At 74.0% G+C, this 16,175-nt stretch carries 13 protein-coding genes; 5 read left to right on the top strand and 8 right to left on the bottom strand.

Annotated features, from left to right (window positions below; genetic code table 11):
- The first annotated feature begins 223 nt into the window (after positions 1-223).
- The 4 genes from E1O70_RS18920 (at position 224) to E1O70_RS18905 (ending at position 3,427) form a co-directional block, all read left to right on the top strand.
- Complete coding sequence (locus E1O70_RS18920) at positions 224-1,057, top strand: ABC transporter ATP-binding protein (protein ID WP_061268546.1); 834 nt, start codon at positions 224-226, stop codon at positions 1,055-1,057.
- Positions 1,054-1,695, top strand: coding sequence for an ABC transporter permease (locus E1O70_RS18915; protein WP_043654098.1), 642 nt, complete (start codon positions 1,054-1,056; stop codon positions 1,693-1,695). The genes E1O70_RS18920 and E1O70_RS18915 overlap by 4 nt, the downstream gene beginning before the upstream one ends.
- Positions 1,692-2,423 (top strand): ABC transporter permease, encoded by a 732-nt coding sequence (locus E1O70_RS18910; protein WP_061268545.1) that lies wholly within the window; start codon positions 1,692-1,694, stop codon positions 2,421-2,423. The genes E1O70_RS18915 and E1O70_RS18910 overlap by 4 nt, the downstream gene beginning before the upstream one ends.
- Positions 2,424-2,503: 80 nt before the next feature.
- A complete protein-coding gene (locus tag E1O70_RS18905) occupies positions 2,504-3,427 on the top strand; it encodes an ABC transporter substrate-binding protein (protein ID WP_061268544.1) in 924 nt (307 codons plus the stop codon).
- A 70-nt stretch (positions 3,428-3,497) separates the two neighbouring features.
- Here the strand turns inward: E1O70_RS18905 and E1O70_RS18900 are convergent, their stop codons facing one another.
- The 7 genes from E1O70_RS18900 to E1O70_RS18870 all read right to left on the bottom strand — a co-directional run bounded on the left by E1O70_RS18900 (position 3,498) and on the right by E1O70_RS18870 (position 11,157).
- The gene (locus tag E1O70_RS18900; RefSeq protein ID WP_061268543.1) at positions 3,498-4,424 is read right to left on the bottom strand and encodes an ATP-grasp domain-containing protein; all 927 of its coding nucleotides are present in this window, start codon (positions 4,422-4,424) and stop codon (positions 3,498-3,500) included.
- A gap of 59 nt (positions 4,425-4,483) precedes the next feature.
- Positions 4,484-6,043 (bottom strand): dihydrolipoyl dehydrogenase family protein, encoded by a 1,560-nt coding sequence (locus E1O70_RS18895; protein ID WP_061268542.1) that lies wholly within the window; start codon positions 6,041-6,043, stop codon positions 4,484-4,486.
- A 52-nt stretch (positions 6,044-6,095) separates the two neighbouring features.
- Positions 6,096-6,665 (bottom strand): AAA family ATPase, encoded by a 570-nt coding sequence (locus E1O70_RS18890; RefSeq protein ID WP_240696771.1) that lies wholly within the window; start codon positions 6,663-6,665, stop codon positions 6,096-6,098.
- A 110-nt stretch (positions 6,666-6,775) separates the two neighbouring features.
- Positions 6,776-8,422, bottom strand: a complete 1,647-nt coding sequence (locus tag E1O70_RS18885; protein ID WP_021482756.1) for a solute symporter family protein — start codon at positions 8,420-8,422, stop codon at positions 6,776-6,778.
- Complete coding sequence (locus E1O70_RS18880; protein WP_021482757.1) at positions 8,419-8,769, bottom strand: DUF485 domain-containing protein; 351 nt, start codon at positions 8,767-8,769, stop codon at positions 8,419-8,421. Before E1O70_RS18880 ends, E1O70_RS18885 begins: the two co-directional genes overlap by 4 nt.
- Positions 8,770-8,964: 195 nt before the next feature.
- Positions 8,965-9,780 carry a tRNA (guanosine(46)-N7)-methyltransferase TrmB gene (gene trmB / locus E1O70_RS18875; RefSeq protein ID WP_370670918.1) on the bottom strand — a complete coding sequence of 272 codons (816 nt, stop codon included), beginning with the start codon at positions 9,778-9,780 and terminating at the stop codon, positions 8,965-8,967.
- A 57-nt stretch (positions 9,781-9,837) separates the two neighbouring features.
- A complete protein-coding gene (locus tag E1O70_RS18870) occupies positions 9,838-11,157 on the bottom strand; it encodes a TrpB-like pyridoxal phosphate-dependent enzyme (protein ID WP_043654086.1) in 1,320 nt (439 codons plus the stop codon).
- Between the two features lie 294 nt (positions 11,158-11,451).
- On the opposite strand from E1O70_RS18870, the gene E1O70_RS18865 reads away from it, so the two are divergent.
- A complete protein-coding gene (locus E1O70_RS18865) occupies positions 11,452-12,213 on the top strand; it encodes an SDR family NAD(P)-dependent oxidoreductase (protein WP_061268540.1) in 762 nt (253 codons plus the stop codon).
- A 123-nt stretch (positions 12,214-12,336) separates the two neighbouring features.
- Here the strand turns inward: E1O70_RS18865 and E1O70_RS18860 are convergent, their stop codons facing one another.
- Positions 12,337-16,077 (bottom strand): metallophosphoesterase family protein, encoded by a 3,741-nt coding sequence (locus E1O70_RS18860; protein ID WP_128957531.1) that lies wholly within the window; start codon positions 16,075-16,077, stop codon positions 12,337-12,339.
- Between the last annotated feature and the right edge of the window lie 98 nt (positions 16,078-16,175).

Below are 16,175 nucleotides of genomic sequence, written 5' to 3'. Positions count from 1 at the left end.
CGATAGGACGTGGCGTGACGCACGTCACGGGCGAATCCGCGCGGCCCGCCGGACGCGCGCGGGCGGCCGCCGCACCCGTGCGGAGGCTGCCCGCGCGGTCCGGGTGCGGCGTGTCGGTGGTTCGTCGTACGGTCTGGGGGACGCGCGGCATTGCGCTTGACGAGCCGAACCGCGGTCGTGGTTGGGTGGAGGCCGTTCACCGACTGTCGGGAGGCAGCGCCCCATGATCGAGTTCCGATCGGTCACGAAGACGTACCCCGACGGCACGGCCGCGGTCGCCGACTTCGACCTCGTCATCCCACCCCACCGCACCACGGTGCTCGTCGGCTCCTCCGGGAGCGGCAAGACGACGCTCCTGCGCATGATCAACCGGATGGTCGAGCCCACGTCCGGCACGATCGAGATCGACGGCAGCTCCGTCCTCGACCGCGACCCGGTGAAGCTGCGGCGCAGCATCGGGTACGTCCTGCAGAACGGCGGGCTGCTCCCCCACTACAAGGTCGTCGATAACGTGACGACGGTCCTGCGGCTCGAGGGCACGCCCCGGAGGCAGGCGCGCGAGCGCGCCCTCGAGCTCCTCGACACGGTCGGCCTCGACCGGGCGCTCGCCGACCGCTACCCGAGCCAGCTCTCGGGGGGCCAGCAGCAGCGCGTGGGCGTCGCCCGCGCGCTCGCCGCGGACCCGAACATCCTGCTCATGGACGAGCCGTTCGGCGCGGTCGACCCGATCGTGCGGGCCGAGCTCCAGACCGAGACCATCAGGCTGCAGCGGGAGCTGGAGAAGACGGTCGTCTTCGTCACGCACGACGTCGACGAGGCCTTCCTGCTCGGCGACCAGGTCGTGATCCTCGAGAAGGGGGCGCAGATCGCGCAGATCGGGTCCCCGAGCGAGATGCTCGAGAACCCCGCGAGCGAGTTCGTCGCGAGCTTCATCGGTGCCGAGCGCGGCCGTCGTGCGCTGCGCACGAAGCGGACGGACCACGGCACGGTCCTCGTCGACGGCGCGGGACGGACCCAGGGCGTGCTCGTCGGCGACGCCCCCGAGGACGGCGCATGACCTGGGTCCTGGACAACGTCGACCTCATCGGCCGGCTGACCGTCGAGCACCTGCGCCAGTGCGTCGTGCCGATCGTGCTGGGGTTCGTCGTCTCGATCCCGCTGGGCTGGCTCGCGTTCCGGTTCCGCCTCACGCGGGGTCTCGTGCTCACGCTCGTCGGGCTGCTCTACACGATCCCGTCGCTCGCGCTCTTCGCGCTGCTCCCGCCGCTCCTCGGCATCAGCTTCCTGTCCGAGGTCAACCTGGTGGTGGCACTGACGATCTACGCGGTGGCAATCATGACGCGGTTCGTCGCCGACGCCCTGGCTTCGGTCGACCCGACGGTCCGGCAGGCAGCCCTCGCCGTCGGGTACGGGCCGTGGCGACGCTTCTGGCAGGTCGACCTCCCGCTCGCCGGCCCGGTGGTGCTCGCCGGGCTGCGCGTCACGGCCGTCTCGACCATCTCGCTCGCGACGGTCGGCATCCTCATCGGGATCGACAACCTCGGTTACCTGTTCACCAACGGCTACCAGCGGCAGATCGTCCCCGAGATCCTGGCCGGCGTCGTCGCGGTCGTCGTCATCGCCCTGCTCGTCGACCTGCTGCTCGTGCTCGCCGGGCGAGCGGTCATGCCCTGGTCCCGGAAGGTGCGCGCATGAACGTCTTCTCCGACGCGGTCGCCTGGATCTTCTCCCCCGACCGGCTCACCGGCGCGCTCCCGCTGCCCGAGGCGATCTGGACCCACCTCGCGTTCACGTTCGTGGCGGTGCTGATCGCCGCGGCGATCGCTATCCCCGCAGGCTGGGCGATCGGCCACACCGGGCGCGGGCGGGAGATCGCGGTCGCCCTCTCGGGCGCGGCGCGCGCCGTGCCCTCGTTCGGGCTCGTCCTGCTGCTCGTGCTCGTGCTCGGGGTGACCCACAAGGTCGCCGCGTCGATCACGGCGTTCGTGCTCCTCGCGATCCCGCCCATCCTCGCGGGGGCGTACGCCGGTATCGAGGCCGTCGAGCGGCGCGTGGTCGACGGCGCCCGGTCCGTCGGCATGACCGGGTGGCAGGTCCTCCTCAAGGCCGAGGTTCCTCTCGGGCTGCCGCTGCTCATCGGCGGGCTGCGGTCCGCGACGCTCCAGGTCGTCGCCACCGTGACGCTCGCAGGCTACGTCGGCAACTGGGGACTCGGCTTCTACATCGTGCAGGGCATCCAGATCCGCGACTTCTCCCAGATCCTCGGGGCGGCGCTCGTCATCGTCGTGCTGGCCGTCGTGCTCGACGCACTGTTCGCGATCCTCCAACGGGTCGTCGTGCCGCGCGGCGTCACGGCGGGCCGGTCCGCGGAAGACTCCCCGTCCCGGCGGCGCCGCCGCGCCCCCGAACCCACCACCGCCTGACACGCGGACGGCGCTCCCCCGCCGCACGCGCCGAACCGACCCCTCCCGGTCCCCGGGACGGCCCTCAGAAAGGCAGACACATGCGCACCACCCGACGCACCGCCGCCCTCGTCGCCACCGCGGCGACCGCCGTCCTCGCCCTCACCGCCTGCGGCGGCGGGTCCGACCCGCTCGCCGAGGACACCACGAGCTCCGACGGCGGCGGCAGCGCCTCGTCCGACACGATCGTCGTCGGCTCGCAGGCCTACTACTCGAACGAGATCATCGCGGAGATCTACGCGCAGGCGCTCGAAGCGGAGGGCTTCACGGTCGAGCGCAACTTTTCGATCGGCCAGCGCGACGCGTACATGCCGGCGCTCGAGAGCGGCGAGGTGCAGCTCTTCCCGGAGTACACGGGCAACCTGCTGCAGTTCTTCGACCCGGAGACCACGGCGACGTCGCCCGACGACGTGTACGCGGCGCTCCAGGAGGCCCTGCCCGACGGCCTCACGGTCCTCGACCAGTCGACCGCCACGGACCAGGACTCCTACAACGTCACCGAGGCGTTCGCCACGGAGAACGACCTCACGAGCCTGTCCGACCTCGCCGGCCTCGACGTGCCGCTCACGCTCGGCGGCCCTGCGGAGCTCGAGCAGCGCCCCTACGGCCCGCAGGGGCTCAAGGACGTCTACGGGGTCGACGTGTCGTTCGTCGCGACGGGCGACACGACCGTCCAGGACCTCGTCGCCGGGACCGTGAACATCGCGAACGTGTTCAGCGCGGACCCGCGCATCCAGACGGAGAAGCTCGTCACGCTCGAGGACCCGGAGGGCCTGTTCCTCGCCTCGAACGTCGTGCCGCTGGTCAACGCGGACATCGCCGACGAGATCGCGGACGTCATCAACCCGGTGAGCGAGGCGCTCACCCCCGAGGGCCTCGTCGCCCTCAACGTGGAGTCCACGGTCGACCAGCGTTCGCCCGAGGACATCGCCGCGGACTGGCTGTCGGAGAACGGCCTCGCCTGACCGCACGACGACGGCGGCCCGTCCCGGGATCGGGACGGGCCGCCGTCGTGCGTGGACGGGCCTGTGCGGGTCAGCGCGCGACGCGCGCCGCGATCGCGTCGGCGAACCGGTCGAGAGACCCCGGGGAGAGCGCGAGGAACAGCGACGGCTCGGTGAGCTCGAGCTCGATGACCACGACGCCGCCGTCGTCGTTGCCCGTGACGACGTCCACGCGCGCGTAGAGGAAGCTCGCCGGGTCGCCGCCGCCGACGGCGTCGGCCGCCACGGCCAGGGCCCGCCGCGCGACGTCGAGCTGCTCGTCGGACGCGGTGAACGGGCTCATCTCCTCCTGCTGGTACAGGCCGCGCGTCGGGCGGTGCGGGCCGGTGAGCAGCGCGTTCTTGCGCACGGCGTGCGAGAACTCGCCGTCGACGAAGACGAGGCCCGTCTCCCCCGCGGTGTCGACGCTCGTCACGTAGGGCTGCACCATGACCTCGCGCCCGGAGACGAGCAGGTTCTTGGCGTGCTGGATCGCGAGTCCTCGCGAGTGCGCCTCGCCCGCCTGGTACCGGCCCGTGTCCTTCGCGCCCGCGCTCACCACGGGCTTGATGACGAAGTCGCCCTGGGCGGGCAGGCGCGTGTGGATCGCGCGCGAGGAGAGGTTGCGCGCCGGGTCGAGCCACAGCGTCGGGATGACGGGGATGCCCGCGCCCTCGAGCTCGCGCAGGTACCCCTTGTCGGTGTTCCAGCGCAGCACCTGCTCCGCGTTGAGGATGCGGGGGACCCGGCTCGCCCACGCGACGAACTCGTCGCGCCGGGCCGAGTAGTCCCAGGTCGAGCGCACGACGACGGCGTCGAACGCGGCCCAGTCCACGTCGGGGTCGTCCCAGACGGCGGGCTGCGCCGCGACGCCCCGGGCGTCGAGCGCCCGCACGAGCGGCGCGTCGTCGGGGTCGAGCTGCGGGAGGACGGAGCACGTCGCGAGGGCGACGCGCGGGGCGGAGTTCTCGGTCGTCACGTCCCCGAGCCTAGGCGACCGGGCCGCGGCGCGGGCGCCGGGCCCGCGCCGGGCGGTCCCTACAGCCCGTACTCCTCGAGCAGCCGCAGCCAGACCTCGCTCACGGTCGGGTACGACGGCACGGCGTGCCACAGCCGGCGCAGCGGCACCTCGCTCACGACGGCGATCGTCGCGGCGTGCAGCATCTCGGCCGCGTCGGGGCCCACGAACGTGGCGCCGACGACGACCTCGCGCGCGGCGTCGACGACGAGCTGCGCGCTGCCCGCGTAGTCGGCGGAGCGCACCGAGGATCCGGCGACGTTCGCGAGGTCGTAGCGCACGACGCGCACGTCGAGGCCCGCGTCGCGAGCGGACGCCTCGGTGTGCCCGACGGCCGCCACCTCGGGACGGGTGAACACGACCTGGGGCGAGGCCACGGCGTCGGCCGTCGCGGCGAACCGCGACCACGGCTCGGGCCGGGCACCGACGGCGGGCGGCCGCTCGCCCGCGGTGGGTGCGCCGTCGGCGTCGGGGTCACCGAAGCGCGCGGCGACGACGTCGCCCGCGACGCGGCCCTGGTACTTGCCCTGGTGGGTCGTCGCGACGCGACCGGTGACGTCGCCGGCCGCGTACAGCCACCCGGTACCGGCCTGCGACCCGAGACCCTGGACGAGCATCGTGTCGTCGACCTCCAGCGCGCGGCCGGGCGCGAGCCCGACGGAGTCGACGCCGAGGTCCTGCGTGCGCGGCACGCGGCCCGTCGCGACGAGCACGCGCTCGACGGTGACGGGCGACAGGTCGGGCGCGTCCCCGCCGTCCTCGGGACCGGCGGCCGCGAGGACGAGCCGCACGCCGCCGTCGGGCAGGGGCTCGACGGCCTCCGTCGCCACGCCGAGCCGCACGTCGACCCCCAGCTCCCGCAGCGACGCGGCGACCGCCTCGCCCGCCCACGGCTCGGTGCGCCCGAGCAGGCTGCCGCGCGAGAGCACGGTCACGCGCGCCCCGAGGTCGGCGAACGCGACCGCCATCTCGGTGGCGACCACGCCCCCGCCGACGATCGCGAGCGACTCGGGCACGTCCTCGACCGCGGTCGCCTCGCGGCTCGTCCACGGGTTCGCGTCCGCCAGCCCGCGGACGTCGGGCAGGACGGGCACGCTGCCGGTCGCCACGATCACCGCGTGGCGGGCCGCGAGCCGCCGGGTGCGCGGGAGGTCGTCCGGGTCGGCGTCGGGCTCCTCGGCGACGACCTCCACGAGCCGCGGGCCGACGATCCGCCCGAGCCCGCGCACGAGCGTGAGCCCCGCGCCCTCGACCCAGGAGACCTGGCCGGAGTCGTCCCAGTCGGAGACCATCTGGTCGCGGCGCGCGAGGACGGCGGCGACGTCGAGGTCGTCCCCCACGGTGACGCCCGGGACGCCCCGCGCCTCGGCCCGCACGGCCCCCGGGCGCAGGAGCGTCTTGGACGGCATGCACGCCCAGTACGAACACTCGCCGCCCACGAGCTCGGCCTCGACGAGCGCCACGCTCAGGCCGGTGCGCGACGCGCGGTCGGCGGCGTTCTCGCCGACGGGCCCGCCGCCGATCACGATCACGTCGTACGTCTCGTCAGGGGTGGCCTCGGGCTGCGCGTCGGACGTCATGGGCCCATCCTCGCGCGACGGCCCGGTCGCCGCCCGGCGGTGCGACGGCGGGTCAGGCGACGCGGGCCTCGTCGAGCCGGTCGAGCACGTGCCGGACGGTCTGCGCGTCGGTCCACCCGGTCGTGTCGACGTGCAGCCCACCGGGCGTCGCGCGGGCCGCGGCGGCGAACTCCTCCGGGGTCCAGGCGCCGTACGCCTGCTTGTGGCGACCGGCGTCGCGCGCGGCGAGCGTGGCGGCGTCCGGCGTCAGCACGACGGCGTAGCACGGCCGGGTGCGCACGCGCGCCGTGAACCGCGCGAGGTCGGGACCGAGCAGGATGTCCTGGACCACGGCCGTGACGCCCGCGGCCGCGTACGTGTCGGCAACCTGCGCCGCGAGCGCCTGCCGCAGGTCGAGCTGGGCCCGGGCCGCGGCGGACAGGGGCGGCGCCGTCGACGCCTGGCCGCTGACCACGAACCGCCGGAACTGGTCGCCCCGCACGTGCGCGGCGAGCGGGAACGTGCGGGCGAGCGCGTCGGCGACCGTGGACTTCCCCGAGGCCATCGCCCCGGTGACGACGAGGACCGGCGTCTCTCCGCCCGGGACGGCGAGGGCTGGGGTCGCTGGGGTCGCTGAGGTCACGGCGCGACCGTACGGCGTCGTCGACGTGCCGCGCGACGGAAATTGCCGCGCACGGACGCCCCCGGTTCGCGCCGGGGGCGTCCGCACGCTCCGCGGGGGCCGCCGTCGGGCTAGTGCACCGTCGCCTTCTCGGCGCCCGCCCCGGTGAGCGAGCGCACCTCCATCTCGGCGAACTTCTCGGGGTGCGGCTTCTCCCTGCTGAGGAGCGTCCCGACGATCCCGAGGAGGAACGCGAGCGGGATCGACACGATCCCGGGGTTGCTCAGGGGGAAGATCGCGAAGTCGATGTCCGTGTTCTTGATCATCGACAGGCTCGCGCCCGTCACCGGGTCGACCTTCCCGGACACGACGGGAGAGAACGCGATGAGCACGACGCACGAGATCAGGCCGCCGTACATGCTCCACAGCGCGCCCGCGGTGTTGAACCGCTTCCAGAACAGCGAGTAGAGGATCGTCGGGAGGTTCGCGCTCGCCGCGACGGCGAACGCGAGCGCCACGAGGAACGCGACGTTCTGGCCCTGCGCGAAGATGCCGCCGAGGATCGCGAGGATCCCGATGACGACGACGGTGATGCGCGCGACCTTGACCTCGCCGTCGGGCTTGACCTCGCCGCGCTTGATGACGTTGGCGTAGATGTCGTGCGCGAAGCTCGCCGCCGCGGTGATGGTGAGCCCGGCGACGACGGCGAGGATGGTCGCGAACGCGACGGCGGAGATGAAGCCGAGGAGGATCTCGCCGCCGAGCGCGAACGCGAGCAGGGGTGCCGCGGAGTTCACGCCCCCTGGAGCGGAGCTGATCGTCTCCGGCCCCACGAGCGCGCCCGCCCCGTACCCGAGCACGAGCGTGAACAGGTAGAAGATGCCGATGAGCCAGATCGCCCACACGACCGACCGGCGGGCCTCCTTGGCGGAGGGCACGGTGTAGAAGCGCATGAGGACGTGCGGCAGGCCGGCGGTGCCGAGCACGAGCGCGAGGGCGAGCGACAGGAAGTCGAGCTTGGTGGTGCCGGTGGCGCCGTACTGCTTGCCGGGCTCGATGAGCGCCTCGCCGCCCGGGCCCGCCTTGTCGATCGCGCCCTGGAGCAGGTCGGACAGGTTGAAGCCGAACTTCGCGAGGACCCACACGGTCATGACGGCGGCGCCCGCGATGAGCAGCACGGCCTTGATGATCTGGACCCAGGTGGTGCCCTTCATCCCGCCGACCAGCACGTAGAGGATCATCAGCGCGCCGACGACCGCGACGACGACGCTCTGGCCCGCCGTGGAGTCCACGCCGAGCAGCAGCGCCACGAGCCCGCCGGCCCCGGCCATCTGCGCGAGCAGGTAGAAGAACACGACGGCGAGGGTCGCGAGCGCGGCGGCCATGCGCACGGGCCGCTGCTTGAGCCGGAAGGACAGCACGTCGGCCATCGTGAACTTGCCGGTGTTGCGCAGGAGCTCGGCGACGAGCAGCAGCGCGACGAGCCACGCGACGAGGAAGCCGATCGAGTAGAGGAACCCGTCGTAGCCGTTGATCGCGATGGCGCCGCAGATCCCGAGGAAGCTCGCGGCGGACAGGTAGTCGCCCGCGATGGCGGTCCCGTTCTGCGGCCCGGTGAACGACCGTCCGCCCGCGTAGTAGTCCGCGGCGGACTTGTTCTGCCGGGACGCGCGCAGCACGATGACGAGGGTCACGGCGACGAACACGGCGAAGATCGCGACGTTGACGACGGGGTTCCCGACGTCCGTGGCCTCGGCGGCCAGGAGGTGCGCGCTCACAGCTCGTCCTCCTCGATCTCCCGGCGGAGCTCGTCCGCCTGGGCGTCGAAGCGCTTGTTGGCCCAGCGCGCGTAGATCATGGTGATCGCGAACGTGGACACGAACTGGCCGAGCCCGAGGAGCAGCCCGACGGTGACGTTCCCCCACACCCGGACGCTCATGAGGTCGTGCGCGTAGTTCGCCAGCAGCACGTAGACGAAGTACCACACGAGGAACAGCGCGGTCATCGGGAACACGAAGTTCCGGAAGCGTCGGCGCAGGTCCTGGAACTCGGGCGAGCGTTGCACCCGCTGGTAGTCGGTCTCTTCGGCGGGCCCCGGTCCGGGGGCGGCCGTCACGTCGGTCATGACGCCTCCGTTGGCTCATTCCGTGGACAGACAGAGAGCCCGCACCCCGCGGACGGTCGCCTGTCGACGCGACCGCACGCGACGCTGCGTGCCCGGGGCGACGTTCCACCCCCGGCACAATGTGCCGTAGATCACTGTTGTCCGCAAGGACCGCGCGCGGCCGGTCGCGAGGCCGGTCGCGAGCCCTGCCGCGGGTCAGACGCGCACGTACTCCAGGTCCGTGATGACGCGTCCCGCGGCCTCGCCCTTGCGCTCGAACCCCGTGAGCACCCGGCCCTCGAAGCGCGGCGCGGCGTTCCCCGGGCCGTGCACGTTGCGCAGCCCCGGCGCGGCGTCCAGCACCTCGAGCATCTGCTCCGCGTACTCGGCCCAGTCGGTCGCGAGCCGCAGCGTCCCGCCGGGGCGGCCGTCGTCGCCCTCCCCCGGCGCGCGCAGGACGCGCTCGGCGAGCGCCGCGAACGACGGCGTCACGAGACGGCGCTTGTGGTGGCGGGACTTGTGCCACGGGTCGGGGAAGAAGACCCACAGCTCGTCGACGCTCCCCGCGGGCAGCGTGGTGGCGAGGACCTCGGCCGCGTTCGCCTGGACGAGCCGCACGTTGGTCAGGTCGCGCTGCGACGCACGCAGCACGGTCTGGGCCAGCCCGGGCGCGTAGACCTCGACGGCGAGGAAGTCCGTGCCCGGCTCGCGCTCGGCCGCGGCGACGACGGCCTCGCCCTGGCCCGAGCCGATCTCGACGACGAGGCGCGCGTCACGCCCGAAGGTCGCCGCGACGTCGAGCACGTGGTCCGGGTCCACGGACGTCCGCGCGACGTCGCGAGGCACGTCGACGACGTAGCGGTCGCGGTACGCGTCCCACGCGCGCTGCTGGCGCGGGGCGAGGCGGCCGCTGCGCCGCACGAACGACACGGGCTGGGTGCGGTAGCGCGGGCGGGCGTCGCCCGCCCCCGGGGTCGCGGAGGGGGCGCCGGTCACGGGCTCGTCGAGGGTCTCGGGGGTCGGTTCGGGCACCGCACCAGGGTACGGGCGCCTCGCGCGGGGGTCGTGCCGCGCGAGGCGCCCGGCCCGTCAGACGTACGCCGCGTACGCGGGCAGGTCGAGCACCCCGTTGCCCGACAGCCCGAGGACGATCACCTCGGGCTCCGTCGCCGCGCGCGCGTGCGCGACCGCCGCCGCCACGGCGTGCGTCGACTCCGGCGCGGGGATGATGCCCTCGCTGCGCGCGAACAGCGTCCCGGCCGTGAACGCCTCGTCCTGGTCGACCGCGACGGCGTCCATGAGCCCGAGGTGCACCGCGTGCGACACCATCGGCGACATGCCGTGGTAGCGCAGGCCGCCCGCGTGGATCGCCGGCGGGACGAAGTCCTTGCCGAGCGTGTGCATCTTGAGCAGCGGCGTGAGGCCCGCGACGTCGCCGAAGTCGTAGCGGTACTCGCCCTGCGTGAGCGAGGGGCACGCGGCCGGCTCGCACGCGACGAGCCGCGTCGTCGTGCCCTCGCGCAGGTTGCGGCCGAGGAACGGGAACGTCAGGCCCGCGAGGTTCGACCCGCCGCCCGCGCAGCCGAACACCACGTCCGGCGCGCCCTCGCCCGCCTCGTCGAGCTGGACGAGCGCCTCCTGGCCGATGACGCTCTGGTGCAGCATCACGTGGTTGAGCACGCTGCCCAGCGCGTAGTGCGCCGCGGGGTCCTTCGCGGCCGTCTCGACCGCCTCGCTGATCGCCATGCCCAGCGAGCCGGTCGTCTCGGGGTCCGCGGCGAGCATCGCGCGCCCTGCCTCCGTGAGGTCCGACGGCGACGGGTGGCAGATCCCGCCGTAGACCTCCATCTGCGCGCGCCGGTACGGCTTGGAGTCGTACGACGCGCGCACCTGCCACACCTCGACGTCGAGCCCGAGCAGCGCGCCCGCGAACGACAGCGACGCGCCCCACTGGCCCGCGCCCGTCTCGGTCGTCAGCCTCGTGGTGCCCTCGAGCGCGTTGTAGTACGCCTGCGCGACGGCGGTGTTCGGCTTGTGCGAGCCGACCGGGCTCACGCCCTCGTACTTGTAGTAGATCCGGGCCGGCGTGCCCAGCGCCCGCTCGAGGCGTCGCGCGCGCACGAGCGGCGACGGCCGCCACAGCGCGTAGATCTCGCGGATCGTCTGCGGGATCTCGACGTAGCGCTCCGTCGTCACCTCCTGCTGGACGAGCGCGAGCGGGAACAGCGGCGCGAGGTCGTCGGGCGTGAGGGGCTCGCGCGTGCCCGGGTGCAGGTGCGGGGGCACGGGCTCGGGGAGGTCGGCCGCGAGGTTGTACCAGTGCGTCGGGACGGTCGAGGGCACCTCGGCGCCCGTCGGCTCGAGGGACCGGACGGGCAGGGCCGTCGGCGGGGTCTGCGGTGTCGTCATGCTCGGCTCCAGCTCAGGGGGACGGCCGCTGGGCCGACGACGCGCGCACCGGGTTCACCGAGGCCGCCCACGTCGTCGGGGCACGGCCGGATGAGGTCACCGGCCGTCAGGCGGCCGGCCACCAGGGGGTCACGGACGGGTGCGTCACGAGGCCGACCCTACCCCCGGGCGCGGGCTCGGGACCACCGGCGTCCGGGCGAGGACGATGGGCTCTCGCGCGCCCGGGCGCGCGGGCGCTGGGATGGGAGCAGACGCCGGTCGACGGCAGTGCCGGCGCGGACGGAAGGAGCCGTCATGGTCAGCAACCACGTCCCGGGCAGGTTCGAGGGCCGCACGGCGATCGTCACCGGCGCGGGCGCCGGCATCGGCCGCGCGACGGTCGAGCGGCTGCTCGCGGAGGGCGCGCGCGTCGTCGCCACCGACGTGCGGGAGGACCGCCTCGACAAGCTCGTCGCCGACGTCGGCACGGACGCTCTCGTCACCGTGGCGGGCGACGTGAGCGCGCAGACCACGGTCGACGCAGTGGTCGCCGCCGCGGGCGGCCGGGTGGACGCCCTCGCCAACGTCGCCGGGATCATGGACGGCTTCCTGCCGACCGCCGAGCTCGACGACGCCACGTGGGACCTCGTCATGACCGTCAACGTCACCGCGGTCATGCGCCTCACGCGTGCGGTCCTGCCCCTCATGCTCGAGGCGGGGAAGGGCTCGATCGTCAACGTCGGCTCGGAGGCGGGCTCGCGCGCGTCGGCGTCGGGCACCGCGTACGCGACGTCGAAGCACGCGATCGTCGGCTTCACGAAGAGCACGGCGTTCTTCTACACGCCCCGGGGCGTGCGGGCGAACGTCGTCTCCCCCGGGGCCGTCGCGACGAGCATCGAGGCGCCCTTCCGCTCGCCGTACGCGGGCGAGCGGCTCGGCCCGGTCATGGCGACGACCGTCCCGCCGGCCGCGAGCGCCGAGGAGCTGGCCGCAGCGATCACGTGGCTCCTGTCGGACGACTCGGCCAACGTCTCGGGCGCCGTCCTGCACAGCGACGGCGGGTGGGCCGCCGTCTGACCGTCCCGCTCCCCCGGCGGACCGGGCGGGCGACGCAGCGGCCCCCGGACCGTCCGGTCCGGGGGCCGCCGTCGTGCCGTCGGCACCGCGTCAGCGGCGCGACGCCGGCGGATCAGCGCGGTGTCAGCCGCACGCGAGCGCGTCGTACGCGACGTCGGCGGCGAGCGACCGGCCGTCCCCGCTCGCGGCGACGTGCGCGGTGCCCGCCGCGACGTCGGCCGCCCGGACGGAGAACGCCTGGTACGCCGACGCGCCGGGCCGCACGCCCGTGACGGTGCGCTCGCCGAACGGCGTGCTGAGCGTGGCGTCGACCGGGACGGTGTCCGCGTTGCGGGCCCGGACGGCGACGTAGGCCGTGCCGCCGAGGCACTGCGTGCGGGCCGTCGTCTCGACGACGAGGCCGTCCTCGGCGGGCGCCGTGGTGAACGTGCTCACCGGCGAGACGGCGGTGCCGCCGCCCGTGCTGGTGGCCGTGACGGTCCACGCGTGCGCGGCGCCCGCCTCGAGCCCGTCCCACGTGACGGTCGCGACCTCGCCCGACGGCACGGTTGCCCGGCCGATCTCCTCGCCCGGGGCGTAGAGCGACACGGCGTCGGTCGCCAGGCTCGTGACGCGCGACGTGAGGTCGACGGGGACTGTGAAGTCGTCCTCGCGGCCGTCGTAGCGCTGCTCGTCGTCGTACTCGGTGGCGCCGAAGTTCTCGAGCCACGGCGAGTAGGTGTCGACGATCATCTCGGAGCGGTCGACGTCGAACTGGAGCAGGCGCAGGAAGCTCGCGCCGAGCCGCAGACCCTCGTCGGGCGCGTAGCCGCCGATCTCGGTGAGGCCCGCCTCCTCGGCCGTGACCTCGTAGAACTGGTAGTCGGCCAGCAGCTCGACGACGCCGCTGCCCGGCGCGCCGACGTCCTGGCGCACGTTGATGCCCACGCCGTGCCGGTGCCCCGCGAGGACGAGGAAGACGTTCGGGTTGGGCTCGACGACCTTGGCGTGCACGAGGCGGCCGTCGGGCGTCGAGATCTCGGAGTCACGACCGTCGGGGTTCGTGCTCGGCACGAGGTAGTCGTGCGTGAGCACGATCGCGTTGCGGTCGGGGAACTGCTCGAGGACGCTGTCCGCCCACGCGGCTTCCTCGTCCGTCACCCCGTACGACAGGTACACGGCGACGAAGTCGAGCCCGCCCGCGCTGAACAGGTCGTAGTGGTTCTGGTTGTCACCGTCGCGCCACGGGCCGCCGTAGGAGGCGTTCTCCCACCCCGCGGACAGGGCCTCGTAGCGCTCGGGACCGTAGAACTCGTTGAACAGCGCCCCCGGCCCGTTGTCCTGGCCCGTGAGGTTGTCGTGGTTGCCGGCGAGGACCCCGTTGGGGATGTTCGCGTCGTCGAGGATCCGCTGCGCGGACGAGGAGAACTCGTACTCGCCCCGGACCTGGGCGGCCATCGCGTCGTCGGCCGGCAGGCGCGTGTAGTTCTCGTTCACGTCGCCCGTGTGACCCACGTACGCGATCCCGCGCGCCTCGGCGTTGTCCACGACCCACTGGGTGAGGTCGGTGTAGGCCTTGCCCCAGACGGCGCGCTCCTCGGCCGTCTCCTGCTCGACCGCGCCCTCGGTGAGGTACTGCGTGTCGGTGAGGTGGACCAGCGAGAAGTCGTAGTCCTCGCGGGGCGCGAAGTTGGTCTCGTCGCGCGACCCGCCTGCCGCGATGTCGTCCGCGAAGGGGTCGGTGCCCGTCACGAGCACGTGCACGGTCCCGTCGGTGGCGGCGCCGTCGCGGAGCACGGTGCTCAGCGACGTCGTGCCCTCGACCACGCCGCGCGCGGACGCGAGCGGCTCCCACCGCTCGCCGTCCCACACGTGCAGCGTCGCGAGCCGCTGCGGGTCGACGACCCCCTCCCAGCGCACGACCTGGCCGGCGGTCGAGCCCTCGGCGGGCAGCTCGAAGCGCTGGTAGGTGACGTCACGGCTCTGGGGCGAGTCGAGCGTCAGGTCGTCGCCCGGGGCGAGCGCGTCCGCCGCGGCGGGCTGCTCGCCCTCGACCGGGAGCGTCGTCGGGACCTCGGCCGACTCGCCCTGCGCGACGAGCGCGGGGGCGGTGACGTCGCCGCGGGAGAACGTGGCGGTGACGTCGCCGCCGCCGGGCGCCGCGACGCGCGCGGACAGGTCGACGCTCCCCGCGACGTCGCGCGTGCCGTGCGCGGGCGCGAGGTCGGTCGGGACGTCGGGCACGCCGAGGCTCGAGAACGCGATCTCGTGCGTGCTCGCGTTCCCGAGCACGTCCGACGCGGTGACGACGAGCGTGTGCGCACCCGGGGCGAGCCCCGGGCCGACGGGCGCGCCGAGCTCGAGCGGCTCGCCGTCGAGCGTGACGTCGGGACCGGACAGGACGCCGGACGCGTCCGCGAGCTCGACCGCGAGGCTCGTCGCGCTCGCGAGCTCCGCGCCCGCCGCCGGCGTGCTGGACACGATCGCGGGACCGGTGTTGTCGGTGGTCACGGTCCGGCGCGCGGCCGCACCCGCGGCGGTCGCCGCCGTGATCGTGTGCTCGCCGTCGGCGAGCGTCGTCGTGTCGACGTCGGCCCGCAGGCCGGTCGCGGGCGCGTCGGCGTCGCGCGTCACGTCGAACGCGAGGTCGACCTCGCGCGGCTTCGTCGTGCTCGTGCCGCAGTCGCCGTCGCCCATCGAGTACGACGGCGCGATGCCCACGCCGGTCGCCGTGCCGTCGGTGACGTCGAGCGCGATCCCGGAGATCGCGAAGTCGTCGCGGTTGTCGCCGCACGCCGTCGGGTACGTGCCCGTGACGAACCGCACGACGTTGCGGCCCGGGGACAGGAAGGCGTTCGGGACGTCGATCCGCACCGTCTCGCTCACGTAGTCGCGGTCCACGAGGTCGATGCGCTGCCCGTTGACGAGCAGGTGGTTGGTGTAGCGGGCCTCGATCGAGTTCGAGCCCACGGTGAAGACGAACCGCGACGAGCCGGTGCCGAGCGTCGCGACGGTGGTCAGCGGGGTGCCGTCCAGCTCGATGCCGACGGGCGGCTCGCCCCCGGCGGGCGGTGTGGCGAGCACGGTCTGCGGGCCGTGCAGCAGCGCGCCGTCGGCAGGGAGGATCACGGGCGCCCCCGGGGCGCCGTTGTTCACGGTGACCGCGCTCGTCGCGGTCGCGCCCGACGCGGTCGTCGCGGTGAGCGTGTGGGCGCCGTTCTCGAGCGTCCTGGTGTCGAGCTCCGCGGCGAGGCCGGTCGTGGCGGCCGGGTCCTGGTCGAGGTCGAACGTGAGGTCCGCCGAGAGGACGCGCGCCGTGTTCGTGCCGCACGAGCCGTCGCCGAACGCGTAGGAGAAGCTGTTGGCGGAGCCGTCGGCGGTCTCGCCCAGGAGCTCGAGGGACACGTCCGTGAGGTCGTAGTCGTCGTAGTTCGTGCCGCACGACGTCGTGACCGCACCGACGACGAACCGCACCCGGTTCTCGCCCGGCACGAGCCACCGCGCGGGTACGTCGAGCGCGACGCGCTCGGACACCATGTCCCGGTCGAGCTCGAGACGCTCGCCGTTGACGAGCACGTGGCTGCCGTACCGCTTCTCGATCGAGTTGCTGCCGACGTCGAACAGCAGGCGCGCCGTCGCGGGCGTCGGGGAGGCGTCGAGGGCGGTGCCGTCGACCGCGAGCGCCGTGACGGCGTCGCCCGCGCGGACGGGGTCGGCCGCGACGCGCACCGTGCCGTCGAGGAACGTGCCGGTCGTCGGGCTCAGCACCGGCCGGGTCTCCGGGGCGGCCCCGGTGGACCGGGCGGCCGTCCGGTCGAGGGTCGGGGAGGCTCCCGGGGCGGTCGCGGCGGCGGCGCCGGGCGCGAGCAGGCCGGTGACCAGCACCGCCCCGAGCGCCCCGGCGACCGCGGCGCGGCGCCGCGCCCCGCCGTCGGTCCGTCTCTCGGCGCGTCTCGCGGTGCGTCTCTCGGTGCGTCGCGAAG

This window comes from Cellulosimicrobium funkei (genome assembly GCF_004519295.1).
Classification (GTDB): Bacteria; Actinomycetota; Actinomycetes; order Actinomycetales; family Cellulomonadaceae; genus Cellulosimicrobium; species Cellulosimicrobium funkei.
This window is presented reverse-complemented; position numbering and strand designations above follow the sequence as displayed.